The sequence below is a fragment of the Nostoc sp. DedVER02 genome, from assembly GCF_034530675.2.
In the GTDB taxonomy this organism is placed as follows: domain Bacteria; phylum Cyanobacteriota; class Cyanobacteriia; order Cyanobacteriales; family Nostocaceae; genus Nostoc.
On record NZ_JAVRCP020000020.1, the window covers coordinates 21,772 to 36,853 of the forward strand.

Consider the following 15,082-nt stretch of genomic DNA (forward strand, 5'->3'; position numbering starts at 1 on the left):
CGTCTTAGTTCTTCGAGCATTCCCTCCAAGCGTCTGGCTCAATGGTAGAATTGCCTCTGGTCTGATAATTTCGGGAATAGACTTGCATTTGTTTACTCTGACAAACCCTAAAAACTGCTGTTCTCTTGGGTATAGGAAAAAATCTATTGCCACTAACAGCGTCAACATCTCACTATCTGTAAATCTTGGTGATGGTCTTGGTAATAACGATAGCCTTTTTGCTGATACCAATCATCTACTAGCACAAAAATTGTGGTCAATAGGGTTGAACCATCTACCATATTCATTGGGACACCTCAAGCTTTTTCTTACCAGATAACAATCGCATTTTCTTGATTTAGAATGATTGTGTCATTATTTGAAGAGTTGTTTTCATTTTTTAGTTTAAAACACAAGTTACTTTTTTATTAATTGTTTTAACTAATACTGCTTGGTTAAGCTTCTTTGGGGCATTATAGACAACGATATTTCAAGGGCTTGAGCTTACTTTTTTCCTTAACTGAGCAGTATTGCTGTCTTAACTATCTCAAAAATTTACTTAAATGTCTTAACTTTCCTTGATTTTTGTTTTTAGCTAAGAGAAGATAAGTCTGCACATGATAGAGTGATCAACTTTGGTACTATCTCTTGAGCGATTATTCTTTAGTTATCTAAAAATATATAATTTTTTTTAAAAAATTTGCTTTCTTCATAGGCTAATTTAGTTGTTATTCCCCACTACACGTATACTGTGAAAAATTATGAACTATGTTGATTTGCATTCTCGTTTGCATTGCGATTAGCTATGCTGGGCGGTTATGCCATTGCTAAAAATCTCAACCTAGATTTATCAAATGTCAATTTAACAGCCCAATGAAAAGGAAGTAAGTGGAATAGAAAGCTCGGCATATAGCATAATAGTTAGAAAAAAACTATTCCCTGAGAGTGATGAAACAGGGCGATCGCCATCAGAGAATTTAAGTAAAGATAAGACAATTAAAATTTAATTAACAGTAAAGATGATGAGCATAATAATTAAAATACATCAAAATATTGTTGCGTTTAAATATAGTATCGATTACAAAAGTACAAGCATCAGTATTTATAGTAATTGACTTGACTATGAGATATCAAGTCGGTGGTAGCCTGAAGTATGATGACTCTACATATATTGTCCGTCAAGCAGACGAACAACTTTATACTGGATTAAAAACAGGAGATTTTTGTTACGTTTTCAACTCCCATCAAACAGGTAAATCATCTTTACTACACCGGACTATTCATCGCTTAGAAAAAGAAAATCATATATGTGTTTATCTGAGTTTAGCTCTATTAGGTACTAATCACATTACACCTATACAATGGTATAAAGGTATTATATTCAGCCTGTTTCACAAGTTAAATCTGACAAAACAGGTCAACTTTGAAAGTTGGTGGAAGCAACAATCAGAGCTTGCTCCTGTACAACGACTGTATCGATTTGTTGAACAGGTGTTGCTGAAGGCAGTTCCAAATAATCGCATTTTCATCTTTATCGATAATATTAATTGTCTGCTAAGTTTGGATTTTCCGGTCAACGATTTTTTTCTCTGGATTCGTTATTGTTATGAGCAGCAAGCACACAATCTAAGTTTTCAACGCTTGGGTTTTGCTTTGTTTGGTGTAGCCAGTCCATCTAACTTAATTGCCGATCGATATCGAAATCCCTTTAAGATTGGTCAAGCAATTAAGTTATGTGATTTTCAAATACATGAAGCTATGCCCCTGCTAGAAGGCTTAGAAGAAGTAGTCACCCAGCCACAGCTAATATTGCAGTATATTATTCATTGGACAAGAGGACAGCCGTTTCTCACGCAAAAGCTTTGTCAGTTAGTTGTGCAAGTTGCTTTGGAAAGTTATAAAGGAACGATTACTATACCGAACGGTGCTGAAGGATATTGGATAGAACAATTGGTGCGATCGCGCATTATTCAACATTGGGAATTCCAAGATGAACCTGAACATCTCCGTACTATAAGAGATCGCTTACTTTTTGACGAACACAAAGCAGGAAAGTTATTAAATATTTATCAACAGGTGTTACAAGTAGAGGAACTAAAGAATAGGAACCCGATAGAGAACTTGATACCAGCCGATAATAGTAAAGAACAGACAGAACTGTTGCTAGCTGGTTTGGTAGAAAATTATAACGGCTATCTGAGAGTTAAAAATCCAATTTACCGGAATGTTTTCACTCCTCAATGGGTATTAAGACAGTTAGAAAATCTTCCCTTTTCTTGGTAGAAGCTGGTAATTAGAATACATCTGTTAGATAAGTTCTGCATTGCTTGTGTGATAAACAGGAGTCAGGAGTCAGAATACAGGAGTCAGAATAGAATGGCACTAAGAAAAGGGAAAATCGTTGAGGCAGCAGGGGTGCAGAGGAGCAGAGGAGAAAGAAGAAGTTTTAGGTATTGCGTTCGGATATTTAGATAATTCCCCTCTGTACCCTTGCCCCCTACCCCTCTGCAATCCTTACGCTGCATACTCTTCAGCTTAATTTAGTGTCATTCGAGTCAGAATACTCCACCCATGAAGGGATTGAGTTTTAAGGCGAGAATATTTTAATTCTTTTCGCGCCACAAGGGGCGAAGTTTTAAATCAATATTCAGACGCGACGCTCGCAGACTCGCTACCGCTACGCTATCGTGAACTCGCACTCCGCAAGCTATCAGCCACTCGTACAGAATTCATGGCCTTTTTCTGACTCCTGATTTCTTCTTGTAAGAAAGTATAAAATATTACAATTATATATCATTTATTCGTATATCTTTGGATTTTGCTTGTGCATAAAAGTTTTCAACTTAAGTTTTGATAACAAATATTTCCAAAACTATTAATACTCAGTATTTATAGTTCTACTAAAGCGATAATTTTTTTGCAACACACAAACAACAAAAGTCATAAATCATACAAGTTAAAAATATTACATTGTTTAATCGTATTTGTATAAATTTAACTGAATACAAGGACTTTATTTCTTCAGACATTTTTTGCAAGACAACCATCAAATACTGAGTGCAAAAGTAGGAAAAGTAAGAAAAGTAGGAAAAGTAGGATAAATAAATAATTGATGTCAGTGTTTACTATCAAGCTAGTATAATGTAACTTAGTTTATTAGAGTTCCAATAGATTTGAGGAGAAAGTGAAATTGCAGTGTATCAAAAACTGCTCCTTTTAGTTCCAGTTTCAGTAGGCAAATAGAAAAAATTATTGCTTGTAACACTCATTTGTAATAAATATCTGGAACAGCAATGTATAAAACTAAACGCAAACGGGGAGTTGTACTAACTTCTACAGGAATTAAACGGTTGCAATCAGCAATTCTTTATGTAGAGGTAGTAGAAAACAAAGGCGAACACTTGAGTTTAGAAGAAATAAGCTCGCGTATTCATGTTTCTAGTAGAACTTTGAGTAAATTATGGTCTTTAAGTGAAAGTGTAGATCAAAAAACTATAAAACTCTGCTTTAGCGCTTTTAATCTAGAATTACACAGCGAAGACTACACCATAGTCAACAAAGCAAATGAGACTGAAACATCTGAGTTATTGTCTATTACAAATATAAGAGAAGATTTATCTCAACGTTCCGAATTAACCTCATTTGTCGAAAAACATCATACACAAGCTGAACAGATAGAAAACCTTTGGTCATACCCGGATGGGCCCGTACCTTTAGATTCTCACTTTTATATTGAACGTCCTCCGCTAGAGAAAAAGGTTTATCGAGAAATAACTACTAGTGGCTGCGTGATTCGAATTAGATCCCCCAAACAGATGGGTAAAAGTTCTCTTGTGTTGCGGCTTTGTGCGTTTGCACACAAACTTGGGTATCAGACTGTGAATCTGAATTGCTACCAATTCGATAGTGAGTGTTTAACTGATTTAAATAAACTGTTGCGTCGTCTTTGCTGGAAAATTGCAACAGGGTTAGGTATTGACCCCAAACTCAAGGAAAAGTGGAATGAAGAAATTGGCTACAACTTGAGTAGCGGCTTCTATTTAGAAAACTATTTGCTCGAACAATGTCAAAGTCCAGTAGTTTTAGTGTTGAATGAAGTTGACCGTTTTTTTGAATATCCTCACATTTGTCAAGATTTTTTTGCATTGTTGCGATCGTGGTGTGAGGAAGCACGACACAATCCCAACTGGCAAAAGCTGAGGTTAGTAATGGTTTACTCAACCGAAGACTATATCTCTATGGATATTAACCTCTCTCCTTTTAATATTGGTCTACCTATTCGTCTGAGCGATTTTACTCAACCACAAGTAGAAGATTTAGCTAGGCGGTATAGTTTAGACTCGTTTCAAGCTAAAGATTTTACTCAACTAATGTCATTAGTAGGAGGACATCCAGCACTAATTCAGATTAGTTTGTACTATCTTAAGTCTCATGAAATGACCCTGCAAGAAATAATAGAGGAAGCGATCGCTAATGGTGGTATCTACCGCGATCATTTATGGCGACAGTTGATGAAACTGCAAGAAAACTCTAGACTGGCAAAGACTTATGCTGAAATTCTGGCAGCAAAACAAGGTATTTCTCTTAATCCTATTGACACTAACAAGCTTGAAGGTTTGGGATTAATTCGCTTTGAGGGCGATCGCATCTTACCACGTTGCGAACTCTACCGCGCCTATTTTGCAAAACAGCTATCGACAATTGTTTGATAAAGCAATAGTAAGGCACTCACTCAATATCAGTTACTGCGTAGGCGCATCCCAACCTAAGCATCGCAGTAGTACAGGATCAAATTCCAGAAAATTTTAGTTCCGCGTTTTCAACAATAGCAGTTAATAGCTGTTTGATATCAAGTATTTAACTATAATCTATTTTCAATTTAAAATAATTTTTTGCTAACTTTCTTAACTACCTTAACTGTCCTTGCATTTTCGCTTCTTAGCTGAGAATATCTAAATGCTTAGATACCAATAGCAGTACATCAGCAATTATAGAAATAATTTAATGGGTAAATAGTAATTATAAACCTGGGTAATAATTCTTTCATTTATAAATTGTATGTATCTGCTAAATAGTAAATTTAACAAAAAACAAAGAGGTAATGTATGAGCAATGTTCAAGAAGTACTACCAGCTTCAGAATTTCTGAAAAAGAACTTAGGTATTTCTGCAATTCCTACTGAAGCATATCTTAACTATGGATATGCGTTACTTGCTATTGCTGGAGCAGACGGAGAAGTTTCAGAAGCTGAATTGAACTGGTTAGTAAATCATCAACGCTTGGCTGGCGCTCCTGAAGAAGTAATAGCAAAATACAAAGCATTTGACTATAAAAATGCTGATTTAGGAAATTTGCTGAGTAAGATTACAGTTGATGTTCCTACTTGGTCTAAATCAAGGTCATTGTTGTATCATGCAATTCAAATGGCTCGTGTTGATAATTACTCAGTTGAAGAGAAAGAAGCTGTAAAAAAAGCAGCTAAACTGTTAAAGCTTGAAGATGATATTGCGCTTGCTATCGATAGATTGATAGAGACAGAAGAAGCAGTAACAGCATTACGTAAAGCGCTACTCCAAACTGAGGTTTTAGCTTAATTTAAGAGCTTTATGTTGCTTGAATAACGTTGGTTATTCAAGCGCAGTTACGGTTGGCTGATGGGGTGTCAGCGATTAGTCAGAGACTATGAGTTATTGCCCGACGAAACATCACAGACGTTTATCTACCTTGCCATAATATGAATTATGGTGAGGTAATTAGCATAAAACTTGACTGCTACAATTTTTCAAACACCCTCAAGTACGACTGGTTCATGACGTTCGCTAATACTAAGTAAGAATGTTGTGGGTTTGCTATTGCCTTCACATCGTAGATGGTTCTTGGTGGTAAAGCCTCATTTTGAGCGTTCCAAAGCAACTCGAAAGCTTTACCTGCTGAATATTTTATATCAAGGGACTGGGGACTAGGTGAAAAGCCTTTTTGTGTCTAAGTTTTATCGTCTGTTGATGTCCTAACCACCTTGACTGTTGCTATATATAGTGTTTCCTAGTGGAGGAAAAACCATAATTGAGCCAAATCTTAATTTAAATTCCCGTTAGTAAAATGGAACCTGAATTTAACTTTTTTCAGCATTGGTATCCTCTCTCACCCATCGAAGACTTAAATCCCAAGCAACCAACTTCAGTGACACTTTTGGGACTGCGTTTAGTCATCTGGAAACCCAAATCATCTGAAACTTTCCAAGTGTTTTTAGATCAATGCCCCCACCGCCTTGCTCCCTTAAGTGAGGGACGCATTGATGACGAAACAGGGAATTTAATGTGTAGCTATCATGGTTGGCAATTTGACAAGCAAGGAATTTGTACTCATATTCCCCAAGCAGAAAATCCAGAACTTGTGAGCAACAATCAAAAAAATCTCTGTGCTGTAGGACTACCAGTTCGTCAGCAACAGGATTTACTCTGGGTTTGGCCAGATGCAAAATCAAGTGAACTAGCTGCTAATACACCCTTACCTTTGTCACCCAAAATAGATGCAAGCAAAGGCTTTGTTTGGACTTCTTTTGTACGAGATTTAGAGTATGACTGGCAAACGCTTATAGAAAATGTGGCAGATCCGAGCCATGTTCCTTTTTCTCATCATGGCGTGCAGGGCGATCGCAAACAAGCAAGACCAATCCCGCTTAAAATTGAACAATCAACACTCAATTTGATTGAAGTAACAACAGTTGGACGTGTTCAAAGAAAAATCACTTTTGAACCACCTTGTCGCTTAGAATATACTTTTAGTTTTGGCGATAGCAGCAAACAGTTTGGATTTGTCAGCTACTGTATACCCGTATCTCCAGGTAAGTCTAGAATTATTATTTTATTTGCCCGTAACTTTGCCACAACGCTTTTTCGTCTCAAACCCCGTTGGTGGGAACACATCAGCGATCGCAATCTGGTTATTGATGGAGATATGGTTCTTTTACAGCAGCAAGAGTATTTTCTCCAACAACAAAAATCTACCACTAGCTGGAAAACTGCCTATCAGTTACCTACAAGTGCAGACCGTTTAGTAATTGAGTTTAGGAATTGGTTTGATCGCTATTGTCACGGACAACTACCCTGGAGTGAAGTTGGAATCAATGTTCCACCGATACGGAATATCAATAGCGATCGCCAACAAATGCTCGATCGTTACAATCAACACACCCAACATTGTCGTAGCTGTCAAGAAGCACTTTTGGTTGTGCAACGCTTGCAAGCAGTACTTTTAATCTACTTTGTGATTACTGTTTGCGCTGTTGCTCTCCTTCCTGATAGATTGCAACTAACTCTGGGTTTACCCTTAATTGCGATCGCACTACTAGGTTTAGGAGCTTACGGTTGGCTAAGATTCTGGCTTCGTCCCAGATTTTACTTTGTAGACTACATCCATGCACACAGATAGTAGCAAATTTCAAATACTTTTGTAGTAAATAAGCAACTAGTAATCGAAACTTATGTCTGATATCAAAAAACTTGGTAAATCTTGGATATTTAATTGGTTCTTTGGGTTTAATCAGATTCCTACAAATGAGGACTCTAGCACTTATATGAAATCTGTTTTATGTTGCGCTAATGCAGATGAAGTTCTCTCAGCAGAAGAAAAGGATTGGGCGCTTGGATTCTGTGCATCTTGGGGAGTAGAAGACTGGGTAATTGAAGAGCTAAAAACATATAAAGCGGATGAAGATTTAACAGAAGTAATTGCTCGTTCTCCTCAAGTATCCATAGCACAGAGAGATTTACTTCTCACTGCAATTTGGGCTTGTGCTGCTGATGGAGAACTTCATGAAAAAGAGAAGATAAAAATTCGGCAAATGGCTTCTATTTTAGGGGTAAAAGAAGAAATAGTAGAGCAGTTAGAGCAACTACAACAAGAAGAATCAGCACTACGGCAAAAGCGCCTCAAGCTCTTATATCCTGAGAAAAGCCCCTATTAAGGCTTCCTTTTATCATCAAAGCTAACTTACGCGACCAGTACCGTAAGTTGATTGTGATTTTCTTAGTTAGTAGACTATTTCACTAATTTTTCTGGGCTAACATCTCCTCGTATTCTTTAAAAACACGGGAATGTAACTACTTTTTCAGATATTTTTACTCAAAAATGAACATATTAATTATCCTCGTTGAAGTCATATTTTTAATAGTCGTTTTTTCTCTATTGAACTTGCTGATTGGTATCATATTCAAACAGTTTACTAAACTTACTTGGCTTCAAGGAAGAATTGCAAACATCACTTTTCTGCGCCGCAGCATCAGCAAAATTTTAATTTTAATTTGTGTGATTATGTGTCTGGCGCTGGTTGGCGTGAATGGGATGGTAATTTATCGACGTGGAAACATTCAAGAATTTCAACTTAATCTAATTCGTAGTCTTCCTACCCAATTTTGGATCAATCTTTTTACGGCAAGCTTCAAAAGCGTGAGTTTGCTATTGCTAGTTAAGTTTAGCATCTCACCGTTAAAGCGGAGTATAGATTGGGTCTGCAATTACGCAAAGCAAGCCGATCAAATAAAAGCTAATGATGAGAGTATTGAGGCTTTCTTTAAAGTCTTAAAAAGAATTGTTGTTCATACCCTCTGGATATCTTCTTTTATCATCTGTGCTAAATTTCTCTACATCCCAGAAGTTGTTCCCAAATATCTTTACATTGCTTTAAAAATATACATTATTATCTCAGTTGGTTTACTGATAATTAAAGCTGTTGCTACCATTGTTGATACTCTCGACGCACTGAGTCTTAAATACTCCAATTCTGACAATCTACTACGTTTATACGAGCGTTTACGCCACTTAATTCCCCTCTTCAAAAAATGTTTGGAATACGTTCTCTATGTTGGCATAGTAAATCTTGTTGTTCCAGAAATAGAACCTATCGCTTGGATAAGTGCTTATACCCCTAGAATTGTGCAGATTATTGGGGTTTATTTTATTAGCAATGTTTTGATTGAAGTCGTTTACTTTATTCTAGATGAGTTCTACTTAAAAACTACAGATTTAAATGATTCACAGCAACAGAAACGGCTGACGCTAATTCCTTTAATACGGAGTTTTGCCAAATATTTCATCTACTTTACAGCCGGAGTAACTATACTCCGGCTGATTGGCATTGATCCTGCACCGATCTTAGCAGGTGCAGGAATTGTGGGTATAGCAGTTGGTCTTGGAGCGCAAAACCTGATTAATGATGTTGTTTGTGGATTTTTGATTTTATTTGAAAACTATTACTTGGTTGGTGATTATGTCGAAGCCGGGAAAATGGAAGAGAGAAGTGTTGAGGGAGTTGTAGAGGCGATTGAACTGCGAACCACTCACCTCCGCCATCCTGATGGTCAATTGCAGATTGTTCGGAATGGGGATATTGGATCAATTGTCAATTTCTCTAAACAATATATATATGCAAGGGTAGAAGTTAGTGTTTCATATAACTCCAATTTAGATCATGTGTATAGAGTAGTTGAGAAGGTAGGACAGCAGTTAAAAGCTGATGAACAAGATGTTTTAGAACCTACCCGTGTAGCTGGACTAGAACATTTTGGCGAGAATAATCTATTACTGCTGACACTGACAAAAGTCAAGCCTGGAAAACATCTTCATATTCAGCGTGTTCTCCGCAAGATATTAAAGGATACTTTTAGCCAAGAAGAAATTGAAATTTGTGGTTTTTCTAAAAATTGATATTAGCTCTTTTCAAGTATTTTTTCTACAACACAGTTATTATCTCTCTTTCAATAAAAAAGCGGGAGTCAAGAGGATTTGACTAATTCTATAGAATAAACTGAATTATTACATAAAACTATGCTGTAAAATTTACAATATTTACTTTCAATAATTTATCTACAAATTACTAGTGATTGTGTTAATGTTTTTATTTGATAATCACACTTAGATATGAGATATCAAGTAGGGGGTAGTCTCCGCAGTGACGATCCCACATACGTTACCCGTCAAGCAGATGAACAACTCTATGCCAGTTTGAAAGCTGGCAATTTCTGTTATGTTTTCAACTCCCGTCAGATGGGTAAGTCATCGTTACTACAACGCACAAGTTATCGTCTTAAGGAAGAAGGTCATAGCTGTGTTTACTTGGATATGACTCGTTTGGGTATTGAAGATACTACACCAGACCAATGGTATAAAGGCATTATTGTCAGTTTATTATATAGTTTAAAATTAGCATCACAAATTGACTTTCAGCATTGGTGGAAAATGCAAGCAGGTATTTCCTCGGTGCAAAAATTACAGCTATTTGTTGAAGATATCTTACTACCAAGTCTCAAAAGTGATTCTCTACAAAACGGCAAAGCTAAACGCATTTTCATATTTATTGATGAGATTGATAGCCTACTAAGTTTAAGTTTCCCAATTAACGACTTTTTTGCTTGGATTCGTCAATGCTATAATCTACGACCACACAACTCAAACTTTGAACGCTTGGGATTTGCACTATTTGGTGTAGCTAGTCCCTCCGACTTGATTGCTGATAAACGCCGCACGCCCTTTAACCTTGGTAAAGCAATTGAGTTACAGGGTTTTGGACTAAATGAAGCCACGCCTTTGCTTCTAGGATTAGAAGAAGTAGTCAGTCAACCACAAGCAATACTACAAGAGGTTATTTATTGGACAGGCGGACAACCCTTTCTGACACAAAAGCTCTGTGACTTAATTACTGAAGTTGCCTTTGAAACTACTACAGGAATGATTACTCTACCTCCAGGTACAGAAGCATTGTGGGTAGAGCAATTAGTGCTTAAGCAGATTATTCAAAATTGGCAGTCACAAGACGAACCCGAACATTTGCGTACTATTCGCGATCGCCTCCTATTCGACGAACAACAAGCAGGGCGGTTGTTGAGTATTTATCAACAGGTGTTGCAAGCAGAAGAGGCTATTGAGCAGGGAAGCGGGGGAGAATTTTCCCCTTTGCCCCTTCATTCTGTTCCGAGTGATGATAGTCGAGAACAGACACAACTGTTGTTGTCCGGTTTAGTAGAAAGACACAACGGCTATCTCAAAATTAAAAATCCTATCTATCGAAATGTTTTTAATGCCCAATGGGTGTTAAGACAATTAGATAATCTCCGTCCCTACTCGCAAACATTCAACGCTTGGGTAGCATCACGTTACACAGATGAATCGCGTCTGTTGCGAGGACAAGCTTTAAAAGATACTCAAAATTGGGTACAAGGTAAGAGTCTGAGCGATTTGGATTATCAATATTTAGCCGCAAGTGTTGAATGCGATCGCAAAGAAGTGCAAATGGCATTGGAGGCAGCACGGCTTCAAGAAGTAGAAGCAAGACTCATACAAGAGAAAAAAACGGCTTTAGAGATAGAAGCAAGACTAGCACAAGAGAAAAAAACAGCTTTATTGCAGAGATATTTACTAGTTGCAGTAACTATTGGGTTGCTCGTTTCTAGTAATTTGGGAATAGGAACTTTCATTTTGTATCGCCAGACTCAGAAAAGTGAAACTATTGCTAAAAACAGTGAAATTCAAGCGCTTGTATCTTCTTCTGTTGGATTGTTTGCCTCAAATCGCAGATTGGATGCACTTATAGAAGCAATCAAAGCCAAAAAAAGACTGCAAAAATTAGGTAAATCAAATACAAATCTTGCACCTCAAGTAGAAAATGCACTGCAACAAGCAGTTTATGGAGCAGATGAATACAACCGTTTTTCGGGGCATACCGCAGCTGTAATGGCTGTAGATATTAGCCCTGACAGTTCTCTGGTTGCTTCAGCCAGTATGGATAGAACAATCAAACTTTGGCGACGTGATGGCCGAGAAATTGCTACTCTCAAAGGTCATGAGAAAGCAGTTAAATCAGTTAAATTTAGTCCTGACGGTCAGATACTTGCATCAGGAAGTGAGGATGGTTCTATTATACTTTGGCAGCGCGATCGCAAAGAGGCATCGTGGCACATTTATAAGACATTCCAAGCTCATACAGCTTCAGTTTGGGGAATCGCATTTAGTCGGGATGGTCAAACTATTGCCTCTGCAAGTTGGGATACAACGGTAAAAGTTTGGCAGCTAGATGGTGAGCCAGCGCTGTTCGCGCAGCGTCTCCGCCAGGAGAAGAAGGGTATCCCTCCGCAGGCGACTGGCGTTCGCCCTGGCGTGCCGGAGGCATCACCCCGAAGGGGTCAACTGCTAAGAACGTTTCAAAATTACACAAAGGGATTTCGGGAAGTTGCTTTTAGTCCTGACGGCCAGACCATTGCTGCTGGAAATTTTGACGGGACAATCAAACTCTGGAGACGAGACACATCAGGCTGGCAGAACGCCAAAACCCTACAACCTCTCCAAGGTCATACATCTTGGGTTTTGGACGTAGCTTTTAGCCCTGACGGTAAGACCATTGCTTCGGTGAGTGAAGATACAACTGTCAAACTTTGGCAGCGAGACAGCACAGATGGCAGTTATCGTTTTTATAAAACTCTCATTGGTCATAGTGCGGGAGTTTCGGGAGTCGCGTTTAGTCCTAATGGTCAGACTATTGCTTCCGCTAGTCTCGACAAAACTATAAAACTTTGGGACATTGATGGCATAGAACAGAGAACCCTCAGAGGACATAGTGCATCTGTTTGGGGAGTTACTTTCAGTCCTGACGGTAGCTTTATAGCTTCGGCAGGTGCAGAAAATCTTGTAAGACTTTGGCAGAGTGAAAATCCATTCCAAAAGAGTGCCATAGCCCATAAAGGCGGGATTTGGTCAATAGCGATCGCCTCCGACAGTTCCACCATCGCCACAGCCAGCCACGAAAATACTGTGAAATTTTGGAGTCGTCAAGGCAAATTGCAGAAAACTTTGATACAAAAAAGCTCAGTCTCCCAGGTTTCTTTCAGTGACGATAACAAGTTAATAGCTCTTCCTAGTGAAGATGATACGGTACAACTCAAGCGGCGAGATGGTACGTTAATCGCTAGTTACAAAAACCCTCATGGCAAAATCACCGGAGCGTTATTAAGTCCCGATGGTCGAGCGATCGCCATACCTAATGCTGACAATAATGTTCGGATCTGGCGTGTAGGTCAACCTACGCTACAGATTCTCAAAGGGCATCAAGCCGAAATATGGGAAGTTGCATTTAGCCCTGACAGTCAACTGATTGCTTCTGCCAGTGAGGATGGTACTGTTAAACTATGGACGCTAGAAGGTAAGTTACTCAGCACATTTGTCGGACATTCGGCGGCAGTTTGGACAGTTGCCTTTAGTCCTGACGGTAAGATGGTAGCTTCTGGAAGTGGCGACAATACCATTAAGCTGTGGACACTTGAAGGCAAGTTACTGCAAACATTCATTGGTCACACAGCCGCAATTTGGGGGATAGCTTTTAGTCCCGTTGGCGATAGCCTGCCGTCAGGCACTGGTAAAATACTAGCTTCTGGCAGTGGAGATGGAACCGTTAAGCTTTGGAGACTTGATGGTACAGAAATAACTACCCTCAGAGGACATACCGCAGCGATTAGGCAAATTGCAATCAGCCGCGATGGAAAAATCCTTGCTTCCGGTGGTGATGACAACACGCTCATTCTTTGGAACTTGCCCCAAATTCTCAAGCTAGATGCACTGACTTATGGTTGCAAGTTGGTACAGGATTATCTGAAAATTAACACAGCAGTTGAGAACGGCGAAACTCCTGCACAGTCGCTGCGCGATCGCTCACTCTGCGATCGCTCTCAGAACTGAATAGCACGCTTGTAAGTTTATCTACGGTAGCAGGCATTGCAGGAGTGATCAGATATCGGGCATGGGCTGTTTTGTAGGCTTTGAGTTGTCCTTTGGGAAGACAACAACTCTACTACAGACTGCCCTCTCTCTTCATCCTCTTCTTTTGGCGAAGGTATTGCACAAACCAAACCCTCAGTTTTTCTTAGTCCGTTCAGGCAGACTAAGCCTAGTGTAAGCGTGAATTTTAGTCGATTGGGCTATAAGAGCAACAAATTGCTCCGTCCACGATTAAAATCAATTTGCTGGGATACTCAGCTAAATTAACATTCTGGAGTTTTGTGATGTGCTTACTCAGTTACCAACTATCAACGCCTTAAAACAGCCCACTAGCTCTGCTTGGGTCGAACAAGCGATCGCTAATTTAGATATCATCTTACTCGACCACTCCCACTGTGAACGTAAAGCAGCAGGTGTGGCTTTAAACATGATGTTTCGCTACCCTTCCAATACTAAAATGGTTCGGGAATTAACTGCGATCGCCCGCGAAGAACTAGAACACTTTGAGCTAGTCAACCAATGGTTAGAACGCCGGAATATTCCCCTAGCTCCCTTACCACCGCCTCCCTACGGCGCAGGTTTAAAAGCTCAAGTCCGGCCCAAAGAACCTGAACGATTTCTGGACTCCTTACTAGTCACAGGTTTAATCGAAGCTCGCTCTCACGAACGCCTGGGACTATTAGCTGCTCACTGTCCAGAACCAGAGTTAGCAAAATTTTATCGGGGGTTAATGGCATCCGAAGCGCGCCACTACGGTATATATTGGGTTTTAGCTGCTACTTACTTCGACAAAGAAATTGTCATGCAACGGCTTGATGAATTAGCAATTGTCGAAAGCGAGTTGCTGGCGACTTTGCACTCAGAACCTAGAATTCACAGTTAGTAGATTAAGGTAACAGACATGAAGCTTCAGTTAACACACCTGAGACTGCTTGTATCCAACTACAAAGATTCTTTTCTGTTCTACCGGGATCTGCTAAAATTTGATGTCGATTGGGGCGATGAAAATAGCGGATATGCTGAGTTCAATACCGGATACGTGAAGCTAGGTTTGTTTAAAAAAGAATTAATGGCTGAGGTAGTCCCAAGAATTGAACAGCCTTCATACATTGTAAATCGAGATAAAATTGCCTTGATTTTCGCAGTCGATAACGTGGATGAGGTTTATCAGCAAGTAAAGAGTCAAAGTGCGATCGTTGTGACTGAACCACAAGATCGCCCAGACTGGGGAATTCGCACGGCTCATTTTCGCGATCCTGATGGCAATCTCATCGAAATCTACAACAATCTAGGAATTGTTAGTTAAAAGTTCACTGTGTTGTTTGATTTATTATTACCCAAT

10 protein-coding genes are annotated in these 15,082 nt (G+C 39.0%); 9 read left to right on the plus strand and 1 reads right to left on the minus strand.

Annotation, left to right across the window (positions count from 1 at the left end; all coding sequences use genetic code 11):
* Positions 1–161: 161 nt before the first annotated feature.
* Complete coding sequence (locus RMZ41_RS19670; RefSeq protein ID WP_322641002.1) at positions 162–287, minus strand: hypothetical protein; 126 nt, start codon at positions 285–287, stop codon at positions 162–164.
* Between the two features lie 814 nt (positions 288–1,101).
* On the opposite strand from RMZ41_RS19670, the gene RMZ41_RS19675 reads away from it, so the two are divergent.
* The 9 genes from RMZ41_RS19675 (at position 1,102) to RMZ41_RS19715 (ending at position 15,046) form a co-directional block, all read left to right on the plus strand.
* Entirely contained in the window at positions 1,102–2,262 is a 1,161-nt protein-coding gene (locus RMZ41_RS19675; RefSeq protein WP_322641001.1) for an AAA-like domain-containing protein, read from the plus strand.
* A 1,010-nt stretch (positions 2,263–3,272) separates the two neighbouring features.
* Entirely contained in the window at positions 3,273–4,688 is a 1,416-nt protein-coding gene (locus tag RMZ41_RS19680; protein WP_322641000.1) for an AAA-like domain-containing protein, read from the plus strand.
* Positions 4,689–5,084: 396 nt separating this feature from the next.
* Entirely contained in the window at positions 5,085–5,573 is a 489-nt protein-coding gene (locus RMZ41_RS19685; protein WP_322640999.1) for a hypothetical protein, read from the plus strand.
* Between the two features lie 505 nt (positions 5,574–6,078).
* Complete coding sequence (locus tag RMZ41_RS19690) at positions 6,079–7,410, plus strand: Rieske 2Fe-2S domain-containing protein (protein ID WP_322640998.1); 1,332 nt, start codon at positions 6,079–6,081, stop codon at positions 7,408–7,410.
* 52 nt (positions 7,411–7,462) lie between these two features.
* The gene (locus tag RMZ41_RS19695; protein ID WP_322640997.1) at positions 7,463–7,945 is read left to right on the plus strand and encodes a TerB family tellurite resistance protein; all 483 of its coding nucleotides are present in this window, start codon (positions 7,463–7,465) and stop codon (positions 7,943–7,945) included.
* 164 nt (positions 7,946–8,109) lie between these two features.
* Positions 8,110–9,684 (plus strand): mechanosensitive ion channel family protein, encoded by a 1,575-nt coding sequence (locus RMZ41_RS19700; RefSeq protein WP_322640996.1) that lies wholly within the window; start codon positions 8,110–8,112, stop codon positions 9,682–9,684.
* A 213-nt stretch (positions 9,685–9,897) separates the two neighbouring features.
* The gene (locus RMZ41_RS19705; protein WP_322640995.1) at positions 9,898–13,701 is read left to right on the plus strand and encodes an AAA-like domain-containing protein; all 3,804 of its coding nucleotides are present in this window, start codon (positions 9,898–9,900) and stop codon (positions 13,699–13,701) included.
* A gap of 325 nt (positions 13,702–14,026) precedes the next feature.
* Positions 14,027–14,623: a tRNA-(ms[2]io[6]A)-hydroxylase gene (locus tag RMZ41_RS19710; RefSeq protein WP_322640994.1), complete on the plus strand. Its 597-nt coding sequence runs from the start codon at positions 14,027–14,029 to the stop codon at positions 14,621–14,623.
* 18 nt (positions 14,624–14,641) lie between these two features.
* Positions 14,642–15,046, plus strand: coding sequence for a VOC family protein (locus tag RMZ41_RS19715; protein WP_322640993.1), 405 nt, complete (start codon positions 14,642–14,644; stop codon positions 15,044–15,046).
* The last annotated feature ends 36 nt before the right edge of the window (positions 15,047–15,082 follow it).

Excerpts from the sequence above, each read along its gene's own strand:
- RMZ41_RS19670 (WP_322641002.1), bottom strand. The coding sequence starts at position 287 with ATGAATATGGTAGATGGTTCAACCCTATTGACCACAATTTTTGTGCTA.
- RMZ41_RS19675 (WP_322641001.1), top strand. The coding sequence starts at position 1,102 with ATGAGATATCAAGTCGGTGGTAGCCTGAAGTATGATGACTCTACATAT.
- RMZ41_RS19680 (WP_322641000.1), top strand. The coding sequence starts at position 3,273 with ATGTATAAAACTAAACGCAAACGGGGAGTTGTACTAACTTCTACAGGA.
- RMZ41_RS19685 (WP_322640999.1), top strand. The coding sequence starts at position 5,085 with ATGAGCAATGTTCAAGAAGTACTACCAGCTTCAGAATTTCTGAAAAAG.
- RMZ41_RS19690 (WP_322640998.1), top strand. The coding sequence starts at position 6,079 with ATGGAACCTGAATTTAACTTTTTTCAGCATTGGTATCCTCTCTCACCC.
- RMZ41_RS19695 (WP_322640997.1), top strand. The coding sequence starts at position 7,463 with ATGTCTGATATCAAAAAACTTGGTAAATCTTGGATATTTAATTGGTTC.
- RMZ41_RS19700 (WP_322640996.1), top strand. The coding sequence starts at position 8,110 with ATGAACATATTAATTATCCTCGTTGAAGTCATATTTTTAATAGTCGTT.
- RMZ41_RS19705 (WP_322640995.1), top strand. The coding sequence starts at position 9,898 with ATGAGATATCAAGTAGGGGGTAGTCTCCGCAGTGACGATCCCACATAC.
- RMZ41_RS19715 (WP_322640993.1), top strand. The coding sequence starts at position 14,642 with ATGAAGCTTCAGTTAACACACCTGAGACTGCTTGTATCCAACTACAAA.